We start from the raw sequence: 18,938 nt of genomic DNA, 5'->3' as shown, positions 1-18,938 counted from the left end.
TATTTAGTTTTCAATGCTGGCTAAAATGAATAAGAACAAATTATTAAGAAAAATTATAGATATATTTTTAAAAAAAATAGTAGTACTAATTATAGGTTTTAGTATTGTAATTATTCAAGCCAAAGCTTTGGGAGCTGAAACAAGAGGAGTATTAGCATCTATGTTAATACTCCCTCAACTGATGATTTCCATTGCTGAAGGAGGAATGCGTCAGGCATCAGTATACTTCTTAGGAAAAAAAAATTATGACATAGGAAAAATAGTAGGAACAGTTAGATTCTTCTTTTTTTTATCGGCTCTGATTTTTTCTATAATAACATTTTACTTCCAATATCAATATTTTTATAACGATCAAAGCTTCCATCTTATTTTAATATCAACTTTTTGTTTCCCATTTTTAATGATGTCTAGCTTCTTTAGGGGAGTTCTACTTGGATTCGAAAAAACAAGAGAGTTTGGAAATAATTTATTATATCCCAAAATAATACAGATTTTAATTATATTGTTTTTGTATTACTTTGATATGCTTGATTTACAATCTTCCATTATCTTATTTACATTTGTCGCCGTTATAAATGCATTTCAAGGATTTATTGCGTATAAAAAAGTAATAGATAGAAAGATAGTTTTTAAACTTGATTTTTCTATTCTAAGGGATATGTTTAAAATTGGTCTAATATATGCGTTATCTTTCTTTTTTATAGATCTTAACTATAAAATTGGAATATTTATAGCTAGAGAGCACTTGGAGTTAAAAGAGGTTGGTAACTATGTGCTTAGTACACAATTAGCTGAGTTTGTGTGGCAAATTCCTGCTGCTATATCTATAGTTTTCTTTTCAAAAAGCTCAAATATAACAAAGCATGACCAATCTTGGAGTGAAACTGTTACTAAGACTTGTAGAATACAAGTTTTTATATCTTTAATTATATGTTTAATTATTGGCTATTCAGCATCATATTTTCTTCCCCATGCCATCGGCAATGACTATATCCTTGTAGGTGATATATTTATGTTCTTAATTCCTGGTATTGTGTTTATATCAATATTTAAGGTGGTTAACGTTGATCTAGCAGGAAGAGGGATGCCTGCTGTATCATTGTTTTTTATGCCGGCAATAGTATTGACTAACTATTTCTTATCCATAGAGTTAATAGGTTTTTTTGGGGTATTGGGCTTGTCCTTATCTGTATCGATATCATATATATTGGCTTCTATAATTATAGTTGCTATTTATTGCTATAAATTCGATACAAATTTCTTTGATTTTATACTAATAAAGTTTAATGATTTAAGAGTTAAAAAATAATGAAAGAATTGACAATTGTTACTGTGTTTTATAACCGCAAAGATATGGTGCACACATCAGTTTCAAGTATACTTGAGCAGTTAGATGATAGTATGGAATTATTATTAATTGACGATGGTTCTACTGATGGGACTACAGAAATTATTCAGGAATATAATAACGTAAAAAATATTAGAGTAATAATTCAGGAGAACAAAGGGTTTGTAAATACTATGATTTGGGCGATACAAAATTCTAGTTCACAATTTATCGCTGTTCATGGCTCTGGAGACTTGTCGATAAATAATAGATTCAAAAAGCAAGTCTCTTATCTGAAAGATCATCCTGATATAGGGGTCGTAGGCTGTCACTCTATTGTTGTTGATAAAAATAATGAGAAAATCAACAAAATATTCAAAAGCAAAATTAATGATTTGACTTATAAAAAAGACCTACTTTTATATAACCCTTTTATTCATGGAGAAGTAATGTTCCGTAGAGATATTTATGATGCTTCTGGCGGTTATAGGCCTGTATTTAAATACTCTCAAGATTTAGATCTATGGTGCAGAATGAGCCATCATACTAAGTTTTATATTATGGAGGATGTGTTATACAAAAGATATTTTGCAGTTAAAGGGAGTGTAAGTGGAGTACCAAGAAAATCTATAGAACAGCAACTATTAGCCGAATTCTCTAGGTATTGTCATTTAAATAGAATTAATAAAAATATTGACCCTTATGAAGTAGACCCGAACTTTGCATTATTGTCTTTTGAAAGAAATGATAAAATAAACTATGAGTTTTTCAGATTTGCAATTCTTTCACTATGTCGAAGTGATATGGTTGCTTTTGATGAATATAAAGAAGCATTGTCATCATCTTTGAAGGGAATATATTATAGATTCGTTCTTTCCATAGCGTCTTTATTCCCTGGTAAGTTAATAAACTACTTTATAAAAAAAGTTAAAAATGCTTAATAGTTTAATTTCTCTATTGTATTCAATATCGATATTCATAACATTAAATCCTTTTTTTACTTGGAGCAATAGTTGGGTTAAAGTAATAATATATCTTATCCCTGTCATTTTTAGTTTTGTGTTTAAAAAAATAAAAAGTCATCAAGATAAAGATATATTATATTATTTCTTAATTTGCTCTTCCTTTTCAATATATATATATTTGCCAATAAGAGAGTTGGATGATATCAATTTGGGTTTTTTTGGTATGATTCTTCCTTTATTTGTGTTGTTTTGTTCGAGAGATATTCAATCAAAAACTCTCAATCACCTCGCAAATATATTTGTTCTTATATCAGTAATATCATTATTTTCTCTTATAACACATTCGCTTAATGTTAATTTGTGGTCTTTTAATGTTTCTCAAGACTTTAGAAGAGCAAGTTCAAATTTAGAGCAATATGTGTTTTTTAATGGTTCTTTGTACCTAAATACATTGCAATATAAAATAATGAATTTAGAGTTATATAGGATGATAGGTTGGTTTAAGGAGCCTTCTCATTATGCTATAGCACTGTCATTTATTATTTCGTTCTATGACTTCAAGAAAAAATGGATGTTATGGGTTTTGGTGTTTAACTTGTTTTTAACATTCTCATTGTCTGGATATATTATGATGATAATGTTTTATATAATTAAACATTTAGATTTAAAAGGTGTGTTAAAAATAGTCTTCCTCGTAATTCTTAGTGTGATTTTATTATCGCTTCCAGCTCTAGAACCTGTAATGAATACGTACGTTTGGGCAAAGGTGGAAGGTAAGGACCTCTTGGAAATATTATTCTCTAGAGCTGAATCCACATATACTATTCCAGAAATAAGTTTATATGAATTTATGTTTGGCTTCGGTAGATACTTTACCCAGGAGTTTGAAATAATAATTTCTGATTTTAGAGCTGCATTTTTCAGATATGGATTACTTTATTTTTTGTTTATATTTTTACATTTTATACAAGTTAGATTCCTTTGTTTTAAAAACTATAACAAATACTATAAGGTATATATATTATTAATGATAGCGATTATTTCTCATAGAGTTTGGATTATTGAATCTATATTCTATATGGCTCTATTTATATTATGCTATATAACATATGGAAAGGAAGTAAATGAAAGAAAAAGCATTGGTTTTTGAGCCTTATACTGGATTTATCGCAGGAGCTCAAAAAGTTACTCATAATGTAATTGATATTTTAAAAACCAAATATGATGTTACTTTAATTTTAAGAAACAGTAAGTCCCCTAACGTCGATGAATTAAAGTTAAAGTCAAAATATAAGCACATACCTTTTGAGTTTTTTTTAAGTAAAGTTTTTGGAAGAGGGAGTTCTGATTCTAGAAGTAATGGTTTAGCAATCAAGGTTGGTATGCTTTTTTTAATGGCTGTATTAAATGTTTATGTTTTCATCAATGTTCTTATATATAGGCCATCTTTAGTTTATACCTATGATCCGAGAGGCCTAATACTTTCTGGTTTATTATTGAAATTACTAAATACAAAGCTTGTCTGGCATCTTCATGGCCCAATAAATTTCGGTAAAACCATGAATAAAATACTTTTAAGCTCTCCGGATATCATCTTGGTTCCATCGAACTATATAAAGGAATCTATAAATAGCGGCTCTTATGATAGTAAGATAAAGGTAATATATAATGGATTTAAAATTGATTTAGTCGACAAAGATAAATCTACAGAATTTTTTGAGATGCTATATGTTGGAACAATTGTTCCTCATAAAGGCTTACATAATATTTTAATCGCCTTGAAGGGGTTTAAAAATTCAGCCATTACACTGAACATTTTAGGCGAGTATCATGGTGAATACAAAATTGAGTATAAAATTTATATTGAATCACTGTTGGCTGAACTACCAAAAAATATAAAAGTTAATTTTTTGGGATGGGTGTCTGAACCTAATAAATATTATGCTAAATCCTCCCTTTTATTGTTCTCATCAGTAATCGATGGCGTCATAAATTTTAATGATTTCGATTTGCCAATAAGATCTAGTGAAGCATTGCCCACAGTGTTAATCGAGGCTCTAGCTCAAGGGACTCCAGTTGTTGCAACTAATACTCCAGGTGTGTCAGAAATAGTTACTAGTAAAAGATATGGTGTCGTTATTGATGAGTCTGAACCAGACTTGCTTTATGAAGCCATAAATAAAGTAATGAACAATTATAATCAATATAATTTCAGCGGTGAGGATATAGCCAAAAAGTTTTCTCTACCACTAATGACTTTTAGATTAAAAAGTATTCTATAAATTGTGTATTAATTTATGAAAATTAAAAAGAAATTTAAGTATTTAGTTCGAGACTCTATGAGAGCTATGTTAGGTCGTGAAAGTTATATTTGGCTTAGATTCTTAGTTACTCATAAGTATTTCCCTGATTTTAATAATCCTAGAACTTTCTCTGAAAAGATAATATACAGAAAGTTGCATGATGACCCTAATATTTACTCTAAATTAGTAGATAAGTACAAAGTTAGAGAATATGTGGATAAAGTTATTGGGAAAGAACATTTAATACCACTAATCAAGGTGTGTGATAATATTTCACCAAAAGACTTTGAAGATATCCCAGAGTCCTTTGTTATAAAAACAAGTAATGGGGGAGGAGGAGAACACGTACTTATTGTTGAGGATAAATCCAAGTTACAACTCCTAGATGTTTGTAATAAATTTAACTCCTATATTCAACAAGATATTGGTTCTAAAATAGATGAATACTTTTATGACATTGAAAAACCTGTAATTATTTTTGAGGAGTTGATAAAGCACAATAATGGTTCTTATCCTTCGGATTACAAGATTCATATTTTTGGAAGTGAGAAGGTTATAATCCAAGTGGATACCAATCGATTTGAAGACCATTGTCGTTCACTATTCGATGAAAACTTAAAACGCTTAGAATTTTCTATTCAACCTAAGTATAAACCAGTTGATAGTGCATATGAGTTTCCTAGTAATATAGTAGATCTGATATCTAAAGCAAAATCTTTATCTAAAGGTTTTAAATATGTTCGAGTTGATATGTATAGCGTAGAATCAAAAATTTACTTTGGAGAGTTGACCTTTTGTCATGGTAGTGGGTGGGAGCCTATTAAACCTAAAGAAAAGGATTTTTCTTTAGGTAACTTATGGGATGAGTATAAATGAAATATTTAGTAACTGGCGCAGCGGGGTTTATTGGCGCTAAAACCATTGAAGTGCTTTTGAGTAAAGGTGCGAGTGTTGTTGGTGTAGATAATATTAATGACTACTATGATGTTAATCTTAAAGAAGCTCGACTACTGACGATCAACAATAGTGAGCGATTCGAATTTGTAAAGATGGATCTCTCGGATAGACAAGCTGTAGCTGATTTCTTCGCTAACAACCAGTTTGATTGTGTTATCCACTTAGCAGCTCAAGCTGGTGTGAGATACTCTATAGAAAACCCGATGGCCTATGCGGATTCTAACTTAGTTGGTCACCTAAACATCCTAGAGGGTTGCCGACATTCAAAAGTTAAGCATCTAGTTTACGCATCGTCATCTTCTGTTTATGGCTTGAATCAAAAAACACCTTTTGAAACAAGTGATACGGTTGATCATCCAGTTTCTTTGTATGCGGCGACGAAGAAATCAAATGAGTTAATGGCACACTCATATTCTCACTTGTATGACTTACCGACCACTGGATTGCGGTTCTTCACCGTTTACGGTCCATGGGGTCGTCCTGACATGGCACCTTTTATTTTCACTAAGAAGATATTAGAGGGCGATACAATTGATATAAACAATAATGGCGATATGTGGCGAGACTTCACTTACATTGACGACATTGTTGAAGGTATTGTACGTATTTCAGAGGTTATCCCTCAAAGAAATGACGACTGGACCGTTGAATCCGGTACGCCTGCTTCTAGTTCTGCTCCATATTCTGTTTACAATATCGGTCACGGTAGTCCAGTTAACCTTATGGACTTCATCACGGAAATCGAATCTGCGCTTGGTATTGAAGCGAAAAAGAACTTCCGCGAGATGCAGCCTGGTGATGTGTATAAGACTTATGCTGATACCTCTGATTTATTCGAAGCGACTGGCTATAAACCTCAAGTTGGTCTTAAACAAGGCGTTCAAGCCTTAGTTGATTGGTATTGCGAGTTTTATAAGGTTTAGGTAGTTAGATGAAAACGGTTGCGATTTCAGCAAATACAAGTTGGTATTTATATAATTTCAGAAGAAACACCATTACGGCGTTGTTGGACGCTGGTTATCAGGTTGTAGCTATAGCCCCTAAAGATGATTATTCACCGAAGCTTGAATCACTTGGAGCAAGCTTTTGTCATATCAACATTGACCAAGGGGGTACAAATCCTGTTAAAGATATTGGTACGTTTTTCTCATTTATCAAAATCTTTAAGAGCGTCAAACCCGATGTGGTACTGAACTTTACTCCAAAGAATAATATCTACGGTACGTTAGCTGGGCATTTTGTTGGCTCTAAGTCGGTCAATAATATTGCCGGCTTAGGTATGGTCTTTATTAATGAAGGCCTTACGTCTAAGATTGCCAGATTGCTGTATAAAATGAGCCAATCTAAAGCAAGTAAGATCTTTTTTCAAAATGAAGACGATAAAACGTTGTTTTTGGAGAACCGGTTAGCGCCATCGTATCTTGTTGATCGTTTACCTGGTTCGGGAGCTGATCTCAACCGTTTTCAAGTTAGCCCTGCAAATGATGACGGTGTAATTCGCTTTTTATTGATTGCCAGAATGTTGTACGACAAAGGCATTGGTCACTACGTTGAAGCGGCTCGCGCATTGAAGTCTAAACATGGTGATAAGGTTGAATTTCGATTACTAGGTTTTCTTGATGTTAATAACCCTTCAGCTGTCTCTAGTAGTGATATGCAAAAGTGGGTTGATGAAGGCATTGTAAGTTATCTTGGCACTTCTGATTGTGTAGAAGAGGAGATTGCGAAGGTAGATTGCATGGTGCTTCCTTCATTCTATCGAGAGGGAGTACCTAAATCGTTACTTGAAGCGGCGGCAATGGGGAAACCCATAGTAACAACTGACAATGTTGGTTGTCGTGAAACGGTTGACGATGGAGTCAATGGTTATTTATGTACTCCTCGTTCGACAGAGAGTTTAATTGAAAAACTGGATTTGGTGATCAACCTCACTCATCAAGAAAGGTTAACAATGGGACAATTCAGTCGTCAAAAAGTTGAACGAGAGTTTGATGAGCAGTTAGTCATACAAAAATACTTGGACGCAGTGGAAGATTGCTTTCAAAAAGAAAAAACTCAAGCAGAAGGCCTCAGTGCCAGCTAGCAAAACTAAATAAAATAAAGAGTTATGATCAATAAGATTTCAGTGGATGAAGTAACGATAATTACCCTATCGTTGGCTTGTAGTTGTGGCGTCGCGGCAAACGAATTGCAGACGCTAAATTCTAACCAAAGCTTTAGTGGACTGGTTTTTAACCCTAATGCTCAAGTTAAAGAGTATGGCGACTTTGGTGTATCTTTTGCCCAAGGGCGCCCTTGGCTTGACGAGGTGCAAGGTTTAGATTCTATAAAAGTATCTTTCGGCCTCATTGAAGGGTTAGAGGCTCATGGTAGTATCGTTACTTATGATTATAACTCGAACTGTTTTAAAACAGGCTGTGGCGGTATTCGAGATTTATCATTATCACTGAAGTATCAGGTTCCCAATTTTTGGGGGAATGAGAACTTAGATTTTGCTTTGGGTATGCAAGATGTCGGTGGGGCTGCAAATAAGCTCATGACTAATTTTGCCGTCGCTGATTATACGTTTAATGCACTTCCCTTAAGGGTTTCTGCTGGTTTCGGTCAGTCAGAAGAGCGTTTGATGGGTGTTCTAGATGGCCCTTTTGGTGGCTTTGAATACCAACCTTTTGACTTTGTTCAACTAGTAGGAGAGTACGATTCAGTAGAATTCAACTCTTCTATAAAAGTGTTCACTCCCGATGATTTACTGCCTAATGATATAACCGCCTCATTAAGCTACCAGATTTATTCTGGTCATGAATCGGATGGTTCAAGCGTTTGGAGTGCTGCACTCTCGATGCCATTGATAACGGAATACTCTCGCTCTCGCGACTACGCGAAGAATAATATGACGTTAATGGATCGTTTAGTCGTTGAGCAAAACAAAGCGCAACAAGCGTCAATTTCCTCTTTGGTTAGTGCGTTAAAAAATGAAGGCTTCGTTAATGTTCAAGTGGGCGTATCAAATGGCAAAGTTGTAGTGGCTGTAGAAAACCGCCGCTACAACCATAACCAAGTTGACGGACTAGGTGTCGCTCTGGGTATTGTGTCGAGTCATTTAGGTCAAAATGCGGCGCAAGATATAGGCGCTGCATCGGATCAATTTGAACTTGTGATGCTTGCCAACCAAAAACCAGTGGTCAGCGTTTTGTCTGACGCTAACTGTTACCAAAGTTTTGTCAATGGTAGCGCAGCTTGTGATGACATTCAGTTTATCACGCGCGATTTACCGGAAAGATTAGACATGGTTGATTGGAAAACGGAGCGAGTTAATTCAGGCACTTTAGATTCGCAGATCGTGCTTTCTCCTATGGTAAGGCATGGTTTTGCAACCGAGTACGGTGTATATGATTACTCTTTTGCTATGTCTAGCAACTTATACACCTACCTATGGTCTGGCGCGGCAATTGATGTTCGTCATATTTTACCTTTAGCAGAAAGTGACGATTTTGAAGAAGGTGGGTATTTCGAAGACAGCGCGTACGAGAACGAGATTGATCGTGCAATGGTGCATCAGTTCTTCCGTTTACCATATGTCGATATTGCTAATCAGGTCTCTCTAGGCTTGGTTAAGTCGGATTATATCGGTGCGCGCAGCGAATCAGCTTGGTTCTCTCAATCGGGCAACCATGAGTTGGGACTAGAGATGAGCTACTTCCAACATCAAGACGAAAAAGACAAAAATGGTTATGCGAATCCAGACCGACAAACCTTTTTAACTCGTTATACATTCTCTATGCCAGAGTGGGATTGGCAGTTTAACGCAACTGCCGGAGAGTTTTGGAAGGGGGATGTCGGCGCAAAATTCACGACCTCACATTGGTTTGAAGACATAGAAGTATCAGCAAGTTATCAGGTGACAAAGTTTAATGATACAGACGAAGAGCAGTTTGTCACTGTGTCAGTAAAACTGCCATTAACGCCATGGCGCGATATGTCGCCGGGAGTGATACAAGTTCGTGGTAACGAGGCTTATGATTTCAACGTTACGACACGAGTTGGCAACGATACAAACTATTTGGCAGCAGGCCAGGGTGATGAACTCGTGATGGATAATAGTATGCTTCGCCGCTACTTTAACCGAGGCCGTTATGGTCAAGAGTACTTTGAGCAGAACAAGCTTCGCATTCGCAATGCTTATTTGCGTTACTTGGGTACTCAATTGAATTAAGTTGTGTTGCTAGTTAGGCTTTTAGTTAATCGCCGCACTCTACCGAGAGTGTCGGTGTTTTGATATGCTAGCGTCAGTTAAATAATAGGAAATAAAAATGAAAATTGCTGTAGCAGGCACGGGCTACGTCGGTTTGTCCAATGCCATGTTATTGTCACAAAACCATGAGGTTGTGGCGGTTGATATTATCCAAGAAAAAGTGGACTTGTTGAATGGCAAGAAATCTCCAATTGTTGATGCGGAAATCGAACATTTCCTTGCAAACAAAGAACTCAACTTTATCGCGACGCTAGATAAAGAGCTGGCTTACAAAGACGCGGAGTTTGTTGTTATTGCTACGCCAACGGATTATGACCCTCAAACGAACTACTTTAATACTTCTTCAGTTGAAGCAGTGATTAAAGATGTGATGGCAATTAATCCAGATGCAGTTATGGTGATTAAGTCGACTGTACCTGTGGGTTATACTGCGCGCATTAAAGAGGAGTTCGGTTGTCAGAATGTTATGTTCTCTCCAGAGTTTCTTCGTGAAGGTAAAGCTCTTTACGATAACCTACACCCGTCTCGCATTATCGTTGGTGAGCGTAGCGAACGTGCAGAGAAGTTCGCTAATCTTTTAGTTGAAGGTGCGGTAAAAGAAGACATCTCGGTTTTGTTTACTGACTCTACAGAAGCCGAAGCGGTTAAGTTGTTCTCAAACACATACCTAGCGATGCGCGTAGCTTATTTCAATGAGTTAGATTCGTATGCTGAAGCACACAACCTTGATGCTCGCCAAATTATAGAAGGTGTTGGCTTAGACCCTCGTATTGGCAATCACTACAACAATCCGTCATTCGGTTATGGTGGTTACTGCTTACCAAAAGATACAAAGCAATTGTTAGCAAACTACCAAGAAGTTCCTAATAACATCATTGGTGCAATTGTTGATGCAAACCGCACTCGTAAAGATTTTATTGCAGACTCCATTATCAAACGTCAGCCAAAAGTAGTGGGCATTTACCGCTTAATTATGAAAGCTGGTTCAGATAACTTCCGCGCTTCGTCTATTCAAGGCATTATGAAGCGTATTAAAGCGAAAGGTATTGAAGTAGTGGTTTACGAGCCGGTACTGCAGGAAGATGAGTTCTTCCATTCTGCCGTTATCCGCGATATTGAAGAGTTCAAACAAATGTCTGATGTTATTGTTTCTAACCGCATGGTTGAGGAACTAGCTGATGTGGCTGATAAAGTTTACACCCGTGACCTGTTTGGTAGCGATTAATTAGTCTTTATATTCAAAATAATATAACAGGCTCCCTCAGAGGAGCCTTTTTTTAGTTGGTAATGGTTATGATTAAAAAATGTTTATTCCCTGCAGCGGGCTACGGCACACGTTTCCTTCCTGCAACTAAGTCGATGCCGAAAGAAATGATGCCAGTGGTGAACAAGCCATTGATTGAATACGGTGTTGAAGAAGCGATTGAAGCCGGTATGGACGGTATGTGCATCGTCACCGGTCGTGGTAAGCACTCGTTAATGGATCACTTTGATAAAAACTATGAGTTAGAGCATCAAATTAGCGGTACAAGTAAAGAAGCGCTGCTTGATGATATTCGTTCTTTGATTGATTCTGCGAGTTACACTTACATTCGTCAGCGTGAAATGAAAGGCTTAGGTCACGCTATTCTTACGGGACGTGAACTGGTCGGTGATGAACCGTTTGCTGTTGTGCTCGCGGATGACCTATGTGTGAATGAGGACCAAGGCGTTCTAGCGCAAATGGTTGAGCTGTACAAACAGTTCCGCTGTTCAATCGTTGCGGTACAAGAAGTGCCGGAATCAGAAACGCATAAATACGGTGTGATTGCTGGCGAGATGATCAAAGATGATATCTTCCGCATTGATAACATGGTTGAAAAGCCAGAGCCAGGTACTGCACCTAGCAATCTAGCGATTATTGGTCGCTACATTCTGACACCTGATATCTTTGAACTGATTGAAAATACAGAGCCGGGTAAAGGTGGTGAGATTCAAATCACCGATGCGTTGATGCAACAAGCTCAATCTGGTTGTGTTTTGGCATACAAATTTAAAGGTCAACGCTTTGATTGCGGTAGTGTAGAAGGCTACATTGAAGCTACAAATTACTGCTACGAGAACCTTTATAAGAAAGATTCCAGTGCGGAGCTCGCGAAAAAGCCAACCGTGAAAATTGCTGAGCCAGCGTAAATCGGAACTTCCTATTAGGTACTCCGACGGTACAACACAAACAAAAAGGGATGCATGATGCATCCCTTTGTTATTTTTACTCTCAGTAAAAACGAGATTAAGCTTTTGCTTTTGCCGCTGCTTTAGCGATTGCCGCGAAGCTTTTCGCGTCTAGAGAAGCGCCGCCAACTAGAGCACCGTCGATGTCTGGTTGTGAGAAGTAAGCTTCAGCGTTTTCTGGCTTAACAGAGCCGCCGTATTGGATGATTACTTGTGCTGCAACTGCTTCGTCTTTCGCAGCGATAAGTGCGCGGATAGAAGCGTGGATGCGTTGTGCATCTTCAGCGGTTGCTGCTTTACCAGTACCGATAGCCCAGATTGGTTCGTAAGCGATGATTGCGCCGTTTAGAGCTTCAACACCGTAAGTGTCGATAACTGCGTTGATTTGACGTGCACATACAGCTTCAGTTTCGCCAGCTTCGTTTTGCGCTTCAGATTCACCGATACAGAAAACAGGTGTTAGGCCGTTTTCTTTTAGGAAGTTGAATTTCTTAGCGATAAACTCGTCAGATTCGTTGTGGTATTCACGACGCTCTGAGTGACCGATGATGATGTGAGTAGCACCGAAATCTTTCAGCATTTCTGGAGACATATCGCCAGTGAACGCACCGCTGTTGTTTAGGTCAGTGTTTTGAGCACCTAGGATGATCTTGTTACCGCCTTCAGCGATTACGCGCTCTGCTAGGTCGATGTAAAGTGCTGGTGGAGCGACTGCTACGTCAACACCTTCAACGCCTTCAAGCTCAGCGTTAAGACCAGTTAGCAGCTCAGTTACCATTGCTTTGCTGCCGTTTAGTTTCCAGTTACCCATCACTACAGGACGACGCATAGGAATATCTCCCTTATCTTTAATGTAAATAGTCAATTAATGTAAAAAATCTACGTAGGAATATAACAGAATAATGTGAACAGATCATGATTGGCGTCATGTCTTGTCCGGCTTTCTTTACTGATTCGACCAAGCAGCGATCCTGTTATTTTTGTCAAAAGCAATCGATTGGTGATCACGTAGACAGAATGATAGTTCATTCCTCGGAAATTGCTGCTGAGATTGGTATTACTACGCGCTGGAATTAATAGTTGTAGAAAGGAATCAAAATGCCAAATCTCGTTTTAGAGTATTCAAACTCGGTTGAAGAACGTGTCAATGTTCAGGGGTTGCTGGAGGATTTACATAAAACGGCGTTAGAGAGTGGTCTTTTTGAGCTCGCGTCAGTGAAATCTAGAACGCTCCGGTGCCACAATTGGTTAATTGGAGGAGAGGGCGATAGCCTCGACTTTATCCATATCAACTTTGATTTGCTATCTGGCCGTTCCCAAGAGCAGAAGCGAGAACTGTCACGAGCCTTGATGGCGACACTTCAAGAGCAAGCTAGTCACGTGCACAGTTTAACGGTCAATATCCGAGACATGGATATAGATAGCTTCCAAAAGGTAGTGAACTAGGTGGTGCTGGATTGCCCGAGAATAGCGAGGGGTTATTGTTACGAATTCTCAGCCTGGCTCTGCTTGTTATATGGGCGTTGTGGGCACCCAAGCTTTCGGTGTCCTTTCCAAACTATATCGACTCGGCTAATCTATAACCTTTCTACTTTGGGGTAAAATTTGATGTCGACTAAAGAATTACTGTTTTCTTTTCAAGGACGTATAGACCGTAAAACCTACTGGATTTGGAACGTCATTTACTATGTGTCCATTCTAGGCTTTGGTGCCGGTATCAGCCAACTGCTTCCTACTCTCTCCTATGTGCTTCTTCCTATTTTCTTGGTGATTCTGTTGATCCCTGATTTGGCGATCACCACCAAGCGTTGGCACGACCGCAACAAATCGATCTATTGGCTAGCACTGAATATTCCGTTGATTATCGGACGAATTGCCACGCCAATGACCAGCCCTGCCGCGCAAGAGCCGTCGACCCCACAGATGTTCGTTGCTTCCATTTCTCTGATTTGTGGTTTATGGATTCTAATTGAATGTGGTTTCTTAAAGGGAACATCAGGACCAAATCAATATGGCCCTGAGCCGGAGTAATTGCTTCAAGTATCGTGCGTGCTGAAAGTAGATTCTTAGTCTCGCTAAGGCTCGCTAGAATGACGCTCCTTTTTGGTTTGAAGGCTGTTAAAGTCATCATCATTCTGAACAGCGAGGAACGAGGTGATTCAGAATCTATCGTCCGGTTGAGCCGTGGTTAAGCTGAGCGGGAAAGAATAGGAGCTTGCTGTTACTAGATTCTTAGTCTCGCTAAGGCTCGCTAGAATGACGGACTCTTTTGATTTAGAGGCTGTTAAAGCCACTGTCATTCTGAACAGCGAGGAATGAGCGTGATTCAGAATCTATCGTCCGCTTGAGCCCTGGTTAAGCTGTGTGTGAAAGAGTAGGAGTTTGCTGTTACCAGATCCTTAGTCTCGCTAAGGCTCGCTAGAATGACGAACTCTTTTGATTTAGAGGCTGTTAAAGCCACCATCATTCTGAACAACGAGGCACGAGTGTGATTCAGAATCTACGCACAGAGTGCTCCGAGTTTGAAATAAACTGACTGAGCTCGCGAATTACAATGGAAAAGTAACAGCGAATAATGAAGGAGAATGAATCATCGATAAGACATCTTGCGTTTATATCCTAACGTCAAATAACAACGCCGTTCTCTACATAGGTGTTACCAGTCAGCTGCCCCAAAGAATATGGCAACATAAAAATGGAGTAGTGGAAGGATTTACTAAGAAATACAACGTTCATAAGCTCGTTTACTTTGAGTTATTCGACAATATGGCTAATGCTATAAACCGAGAAAAGCAGCTCAAGCAGTGGAAGCGTGAGTGGAAGTTAGCCTTGGTAAGAGAAACGAACCCTAACTTTCTCGATCTATCTACTGAGTATCAGTAAAAATCATCCCTATCTTTAAACGCATTTAAGCTAACCACATCCGCTTTTTGTGTCGGTGCCGCTTCCCCTTCTAGCGCTGCTTTGAACTTTACGACCTGTTTTTGCAACTCGTTCATCAATACCACATTGGTGTGATGAGGGTTTTTACACGTGCTGATGACTCTATCAATGTGGCTTTGTTGAGCCCACAATCTTTCTTTCATATCTTCTGATGCGCTCTCGATCATCTCTTTCGCCATCTCATGACGAAATTGCTCAAAAGCTTCTGGGTCTCGCTCTGCCATTCGAACCATTTCATCGAATGGAGGAAGCGTTTGGGATGGGATATGACGTAGATTAGACATCGATGCTCTCCAAATCCTTATGGAAATTGCCTTTAGTTACTAAAAGCCTATACCACTAGAAAGAGGAGAGAGGATGAATTCTTCAGCCGTCTCACTTATAAGAGAAGCTTTCAAGCTTGAGATTGAATAAGTGCGGCATGTCGATGTTTGGTTGTGGTGGTTACTGCAGTTGTTGGATGCGGTAAACGCAGCGTCTTTGGCCACTAATGATGTGTTCGGTACGCTCTACTTTGGTGTCACGTCCAAGTAAAGACTGAAAGACACTTAATTCTGATTGGCACAAGCTTGGGCAGCGAGTTGCGGCTTTACAAATCGGACAGTGATTTTCGATCAAGATGAATCCGTTCTCATCTTTCTCGAGCTCGGCCATATAGCCTTCTTGCTCTCTTAATGTGACAAGTGTTTCTAGTTTGCTTTGCAGAGAGTCGCATTGCTCAAGATGCTGACGATAACTTTGTAACGTGAGTTTTTCCCTTTCTGATGTGACTTTTTCCAGTCCATCTTTGCCAAAGATATGTTCGACAGCTTCTATAAACTGAATGGTCAACTCACCGTGACGGTCAGCAAATTGCTCATGACCTTTTTGGGTGAGAGACCAATGACGAGCAGGGCGACCAACTTTTACTTTTACGTCATGGATAGAAAGAATGCCATCATCTTCTAAACTTTGCAGGTGCTGACGCGCCCCCATGGTTGTCATACCTAGCTCAGAAGAGAGTTGTTTTGCAGTGACGGAGCCATCACGCTTAACGATTTGCAATATCCTATCTACGGTCTTCATATACCCACCATTTATACGTCAGTACATATTATGCGCGATAGGGTTAGTAAAGAAAAGTGTTGACTTAATTTGAGTGTGGATTTGTAGGGGCTATGTTCATATGAGCCAATATATGTCGTCATTCTGAACAACGAGGAACGAGGTGATTCAGAATCTATCTTTTGGTTGAGTAGTGGTTAAGGTGACCAGGCAAGAATAGGAGCTAGTTACTACTAGATTCTTAGTCTCGCTGGGGCTCGCTAGAATGACGAATTTTTTTGATTTAGGGCTAATTAAAGTCTCCGTCATTCTGAACAACGAGGAACGAGGTGATTCAGAATCTATCTTTTGGTTGAGCAGCGGTTAAGGCGAGCAGGACAGAATAGGAGTTTGTTGTTACCAGATTCTTAGTCTCGCTGGAGCTCGCTAGAATGACGAGTTCTTTTGATTTAGAGCTTATTAAAGTCACCTTCATTCTGAACAACGAGGAACGAGTGTGATTCAGAATCTATTGCCCGTTGTGCGGAAAGAAAGGCTCAAACTCAGATTGAGCTAGAGCCTCGAGAAATGCTTAAAGAATAATATCGCGTACTTCTGGATCTTTACGATCTAGGTAGTGAGTCGACTTAATGCGACGAATAGTACGGCATCGACCGCGCACGAGCAGCGTTTCTGTGGTTGCGATATTGCCTTGGCGAGAGATGCCTTCTAGCAAGTCACCTTTAGTAATGCCTGTTGCTGAAAATACCACATTGTCGCTACGAGCCATGTCTTCCATTTTGAGGACAACATTCGCTTTTACGCCCATTTCATCGCAGCGTTTTAGTTCATCTGCACCGTAAATGCGGTTTTCTTCAGTATCGCCTTTTACCTCATGACGAGGAAGCAGGCGACCGTGCATGTCACCGTCTAGCGCTCGAATTACCGCTGCTGATACAACCCCTTCTGGCGCACCGCCAATACAGTACATCATGTCCACTTCACTGTCTGGCATACAAGTTAGAATAGAGGCAGCGACGTCACCATCAGGCACCGCAAAAACACGTACGCCCATTGTTTGCATTTCTGCAATAACGTCATCGTGGCGAGGTTTTGCAAGGGTAATAACGACTAGGGTATCAAGTGGCTTGTTCAGGGCTTTTGCTACGTTCTCTAGGTTTTCTTTTAACGGCTTTTCTAAGTCAATTACGCCTTTTGCACCAGGGCCAACAACTAGTTTTTCCATGTACATATCTGGCGCTTTAAGAAAGCTGCCTTTCTCACCTGCGGCAAGTACGGCTAGTGCGTTCGATTGTCCCATTGCCGTCATACGCGTTCCTTCAATCGGGTCGACAGCGATATCCACTTCATCACCACCAATACCCACTTGCTCACCAATGTACAGCATTGGCGCATCATCGATTTCACCTTCACCAATGACAATTTCACCACTGATATCTGTTTTGTTCAGTAGCGTGCGCATAACTTCAACAGCTGCGCCATCGGCTGCGTTTTTATCGCCACGGCCAAGCCATTTGTAACCAGCCAGAGCTGCACCTTCAGTCACACGGGAAAATGCCATTGCTAAATCGCGTTTCATGATGTCTCCAAGTAAGCAAGAGGGAAGAAGAATTTGCGCGGCGATTCTATCACAAGGTCGAGTAAACGTTTGCCTTTTTGCGAGGCTTTTACTTTATCTAACTTGAATTTGATCAATACTTAGGGCGATTTTCAGCGTAGCGGGACGCAAAATCCTTGCTCAAAAATGCTTCGGCGACAAGAAAAGTCAGCGTTTAGTGAGATTGCGCTGATTTTTTGACCGAATGATGCAAAATATCGAATATAGTGAGTGTTTCTCATCGCGACGCTGAGTAGAATGAACCTTATATAGGTTAGGTGTGCATCAATCTCGCACATCGTCCCAACGGAATAACATAGGTAGGCCAAGATGTCTTTTGAAGTACTAGAACAACTAGAATCTAAAATTCAAACTGCAGTTGACACAATCACTCTTCTTCAGATGGAAGTCGAAGAGCTGAAAGAAGATAAAGCTAAACTTGCGGAAGAAGCGAACGAGCTTCGCTCTCAACGTGAAGAGCTAGAGCAAAAAGCACAACAAGCACAGCAAGAGCACGCACAATGGCAAGAGCGCATTCGTGCACTACTTGGCAAAATGGACGAAGTGGAATAATTCGGCTTCTTCATTCCAAATTAAAAACACCCGCGTTAAGCGGGTGTTTGTGTTTTAGGGAAGTAGAAAATGTTAAGACAAGGCTAGGCGCTGATAGCTAAGAGAAGACCCTATAACTTAGACACCTAAGACTCGCTATGCTTCTTCATCCAACTCTAAATCAATATTCAATGGTTCAGGCGACAGGATAATTCCGGTGCTATCGGCATAAATATAATCTTCAGGTAAGAAGCTGACGCCGCCAAAGTTGACTGGTACATCCAATTCGCCAATACCCTGGCTGGTCGCTCCAACAGGAATAGAGGCGAGGGCTTGAATGCCTAAGTTCATATCTTCAAGTTCATCTACTTCACGAACACAGCCGTAAACGACAATGCCTTCCCACTCGTTTTCTTCCGCAATGGTTGCGATTTCTGCATCGATAAGGGCTTTACGTAGGGAACCGCCACCGTCAATTAACAAAACGCGACCAAGTCCATCTTGCTCTAATGTCTCGCGGATCAACGAATTATCTTCAAAACACTTGATGGTGGTGATTTGCCCGGCAAATGAAGCGCGACCGCCAAAGTTACTGAACATTGGTTCAACCACATCTACCTGGTCGAGGTAGATATCACAGAGTGCTGAGGTATTGTATTCCATAGCGTACCTTTCTAAACAGAAATTGGTTGTCTTTGAGTATATCTAGGCATTAAGTCAATGCAATGACAATCCTTTTTTAACTTACTAGAGTTTGAGCTACCACAATTGTTGCAAACAAAACGTT

19 protein-coding genes are annotated in these 18,938 nt (G+C 39.3%); 14 read left to right on the top strand and 5 right to left on the bottom strand.

The genetic code is table 11. From position 1 onward, the window contains the following. The first annotated feature begins 25 nt into the window (after nucleotides 1–25). The 10 genes from R7P35_RS17900 (at nucleotide 26) to galU (ending at nucleotide 11,976) form a co-directional block, all read left to right on the top strand. Complete coding sequence (locus tag R7P35_RS17900; protein WP_172797317.1) at nucleotides 26–1,309, top strand: oligosaccharide flippase family protein; 1,284 nt, start codon at nucleotides 26–28, stop codon at nucleotides 1,307–1,309. Then, complete coding sequence (locus R7P35_RS17895; protein ID WP_206949316.1) at nucleotides 1,309–2,268, top strand: glycosyltransferase; 960 nt, start codon at nucleotides 1,309–1,311, stop codon at nucleotides 2,266–2,268. Before R7P35_RS17900 ends, R7P35_RS17895 begins: the two co-directional genes overlap by 1 nt. Then, entirely contained in the window at nucleotides 2,261–3,442 is a 1,182-nt protein-coding gene (locus tag R7P35_RS17890; protein ID WP_318092422.1) for a hypothetical protein, read from the top strand. The genes R7P35_RS17895 and R7P35_RS17890 overlap by 8 nt, the downstream gene beginning before the upstream one ends. Then, nucleotides 3,417–4,574, top strand: a complete 1,158-nt coding sequence (locus tag R7P35_RS17885; protein ID WP_206949314.1) for a glycosyltransferase family 4 protein — start codon at nucleotides 3,417–3,419, stop codon at nucleotides 4,572–4,574. Before R7P35_RS17890 ends, R7P35_RS17885 begins: the two co-directional genes overlap by 26 nt. Before the next feature lie 15 nt (nucleotides 4,575–4,589). Further along, a complete protein-coding gene (locus tag R7P35_RS17880) occupies nucleotides 4,590–5,471 on the top strand; it encodes an ATP-grasp fold amidoligase family protein (protein ID WP_318092420.1) in 882 nt (293 codons plus the stop codon). Next, the gene (locus tag R7P35_RS17875; RefSeq protein WP_206949312.1) at nucleotides 5,468–6,475 is read left to right on the top strand and encodes an NAD-dependent epimerase; all 1,008 of its coding nucleotides are present in this window, start codon (nucleotides 5,468–5,470) and stop codon (nucleotides 6,473–6,475) included. Before R7P35_RS17880 ends, R7P35_RS17875 begins: the two co-directional genes overlap by 4 nt. Nucleotides 6,476–6,483: 8 nt before the next feature. Then, nucleotides 6,484–7,635 (top strand): glycosyltransferase family 4 protein, encoded by a 1,152-nt coding sequence (locus tag R7P35_RS17870; RefSeq protein WP_161440728.1) that lies wholly within the window; start codon nucleotides 6,484–6,486, stop codon nucleotides 7,633–7,635. A gap of 24 nt (nucleotides 7,636–7,659) precedes the next feature. Continuing rightward, complete coding sequence (locus R7P35_RS17865; RefSeq protein ID WP_167415645.1) at nucleotides 7,660–9,765, top strand: YjbH domain-containing protein; 2,106 nt, start codon at nucleotides 7,660–7,662, stop codon at nucleotides 9,763–9,765. Nucleotides 9,766–9,862: 97 nt separating this feature from the next. Then, nucleotides 9,863–11,029 carry a nucleotide sugar dehydrogenase gene (locus R7P35_RS17860; protein WP_318092417.1) on the top strand — a complete coding sequence of 389 codons (1,167 nt, stop codon included), beginning with the start codon at nucleotides 9,863–9,865 and terminating at the stop codon, nucleotides 11,027–11,029. Nucleotides 11,030–11,097: 68 nt separating this feature from the next. Continuing rightward, complete coding sequence (gene galU, locus R7P35_RS17855; protein WP_021487153.1) at nucleotides 11,098–11,976, top strand: UTP--glucose-1-phosphate uridylyltransferase GalU; 879 nt, start codon at nucleotides 11,098–11,100, stop codon at nucleotides 11,974–11,976. A 97-nt stretch (nucleotides 11,977–12,073) separates the two neighbouring features. Here the strand turns inward: galU and tpiA are convergent, their stop codons facing one another. Continuing rightward, nucleotides 12,074–12,844 (bottom strand): triose-phosphate isomerase, encoded by a 771-nt coding sequence (gene tpiA / locus R7P35_RS17850; RefSeq protein WP_005384863.1) that lies wholly within the window; start codon nucleotides 12,842–12,844, stop codon nucleotides 12,074–12,076. A gap of 269 nt (nucleotides 12,845–13,113) precedes the next feature. On the opposite strand from tpiA, the gene R7P35_RS17845 reads away from it, so the two are divergent. The 3 genes from R7P35_RS17845 (at nucleotide 13,114) to R7P35_RS17835 (ending at nucleotide 14,898) form a co-directional block, all read left to right on the top strand. Further along, nucleotides 13,114–13,461: a 5-carboxymethyl-2-hydroxymuconate Delta-isomerase gene (locus tag R7P35_RS17845; protein ID WP_167415646.1), complete on the top strand. Its 348-nt coding sequence runs from the start codon at nucleotides 13,114–13,116 to the stop codon at nucleotides 13,459–13,461. A 162-nt stretch (nucleotides 13,462–13,623) separates the two neighbouring features. After that, a complete protein-coding gene (locus tag R7P35_RS17840; protein WP_054574235.1) occupies nucleotides 13,624–14,046 on the top strand; it encodes a DUF805 domain-containing protein in 423 nt (140 codons plus the stop codon). 558 nt (nucleotides 14,047–14,604) lie between these two features. Next, entirely contained in the window at nucleotides 14,605–14,898 is a 294-nt protein-coding gene (locus R7P35_RS17835) for a GIY-YIG nuclease family protein (RefSeq protein ID WP_411978884.1), read from the top strand. Here R7P35_RS17835 and R7P35_RS17830 read toward each other — a convergent pair. The 3 genes from R7P35_RS17830 to glpX form a co-directional block, all read right to left on the bottom strand. Further along, on the bottom strand, nucleotides 14,892–15,242 hold the full coding sequence (locus R7P35_RS17830; RefSeq protein WP_053303351.1) for a DUF3135 domain-containing protein: 351 nt from the start codon (nucleotides 15,240–15,242) through the stop codon (nucleotides 14,892–14,894). The genes R7P35_RS17835 and R7P35_RS17830 overlap by 7 nt on opposite strands. Nucleotides 15,243–15,402: 160 nt before the next feature. Then, a complete protein-coding gene (locus R7P35_RS17825; RefSeq protein ID WP_005379532.1) occupies nucleotides 15,403–16,023 on the bottom strand; it encodes a helix-turn-helix transcriptional regulator in 621 nt (206 codons plus the stop codon). A gap of 550 nt (nucleotides 16,024–16,573) precedes the next feature. Further along, on the bottom strand, nucleotides 16,574–17,581 hold the full coding sequence (glpX, locus tag R7P35_RS17820; protein ID WP_213964178.1) for a class II fructose-bisphosphatase: 1,008 nt from the start codon (nucleotides 17,579–17,581) through the stop codon (nucleotides 16,574–16,576). Nucleotides 17,582–17,929: 348 nt separating this feature from the next. Here glpX and zapB point away from each other — a divergent pair, with 348 nt between their 5' ends. After that, on the top strand, nucleotides 17,930–18,172 hold the full coding sequence (zapB, locus tag R7P35_RS17815) for a cell division protein ZapB (protein ID WP_005379536.1): 243 nt from the start codon (nucleotides 17,930–17,932) through the stop codon (nucleotides 18,170–18,172). Between the two features lie 135 nt (nucleotides 18,173–18,307). Here the strand turns inward: zapB and rraA are convergent, their stop codons facing one another. After that, nucleotides 18,308–18,814: a ribonuclease E activity regulator RraA gene (gene rraA, locus R7P35_RS17810; RefSeq protein ID WP_005379537.1), complete on the bottom strand. Its 507-nt coding sequence runs from the start codon at nucleotides 18,812–18,814 to the stop codon at nucleotides 18,308–18,310. Nucleotides 18,815–18,938 lie beyond the last annotated feature (124 nt).

It is taken from the genome of Vibrio sp. Vb0304 (genome assembly GCF_033338995.1).
In the GTDB taxonomy this organism is placed as follows: domain Bacteria; phylum Pseudomonadota; class Gammaproteobacteria; order Enterobacterales; family Vibrionaceae; genus Vibrio; species Vibrio alginolyticus.
This window is presented reverse-complemented; position numbering and strand designations above follow the sequence as displayed.

Bases quoted from the DNA above. Each gene is read 5' to 3' on its own strand.
- R7P35_RS17900 (WP_172797317.1), top strand. From the start codon at position 26: ATGAATAAGAACAAATTATTAAGAAAAATTATAGATATATTTTTAAAA.
- R7P35_RS17895 (WP_206949316.1), top strand. From the start codon at position 1,309: ATGAAAGAATTGACAATTGTTACTGTGTTTTATAACCGCAAAGATATG.
- R7P35_RS17890 (WP_318092422.1), top strand. From the start codon at position 2,261: ATGCTTAATAGTTTAATTTCTCTATTGTATTCAATATCGATATTCATA.
- R7P35_RS17885 (WP_206949314.1), top strand. From the start codon at position 3,417: ATGAAAGAAAAAGCATTGGTTTTTGAGCCTTATACTGGATTTATCGCA.
- R7P35_RS17880 (WP_318092420.1), top strand. From the start codon at position 4,590: ATGAAAATTAAAAAGAAATTTAAGTATTTAGTTCGAGACTCTATGAGA.
- R7P35_RS17875 (WP_206949312.1), top strand. From the start codon at position 5,468: ATGAAATATTTAGTAACTGGCGCAGCGGGGTTTATTGGCGCTAAAACC.
- R7P35_RS17870 (WP_161440728.1), top strand. From the start codon at position 6,484: ATGAAAACGGTTGCGATTTCAGCAAATACAAGTTGGTATTTATATAAT.
- R7P35_RS17865 (WP_167415645.1), top strand. From the start codon at position 7,660: ATGATCAATAAGATTTCAGTGGATGAAGTAACGATAATTACCCTATCG.
- R7P35_RS17860 (WP_318092417.1), top strand. From the start codon at position 9,863: ATGAAAATTGCTGTAGCAGGCACGGGCTACGTCGGTTTGTCCAATGCC.
- galU (WP_021487153.1), top strand. From the start codon at position 11,098: ATGATTAAAAAATGTTTATTCCCTGCAGCGGGCTACGGCACACGTTTC.
- tpiA (WP_005384863.1), bottom strand. From the start codon at position 12,844: ATGCGTCGTCCTGTAGTGATGGGTAACTGGAAACTAAACGGCAGCAAA.
- R7P35_RS17845 (WP_167415646.1), top strand. From the start codon at position 13,114: ATGCCAAATCTCGTTTTAGAGTATTCAAACTCGGTTGAAGAACGTGTC.
- R7P35_RS17840 (WP_054574235.1), top strand. From the start codon at position 13,624: ATGTCGACTAAAGAATTACTGTTTTCTTTTCAAGGACGTATAGACCGT.
- R7P35_RS17830 (WP_053303351.1), bottom strand. From the start codon at position 15,242: ATGTCTAATCTACGTCATATCCCATCCCAAACGCTTCCTCCATTCGAT.
- R7P35_RS17825 (WP_005379532.1), bottom strand. From the start codon at position 16,023: ATGAAGACCGTAGATAGGATATTGCAAATCGTTAAGCGTGATGGCTCC.
- glpX (WP_213964178.1), bottom strand. From the start codon at position 17,581: ATGAAACGCGATTTAGCAATGGCATTTTCCCGTGTGACTGAAGGTGCA.
- zapB (WP_005379536.1), top strand. From the start codon at position 17,930: ATGTCTTTTGAAGTACTAGAACAACTAGAATCTAAAATTCAAACTGCA.
- rraA (WP_005379537.1), bottom strand. From the start codon at position 18,814: ATGGAATACAATACCTCAGCACTCTGTGATATCTACCTCGACCAGGTA.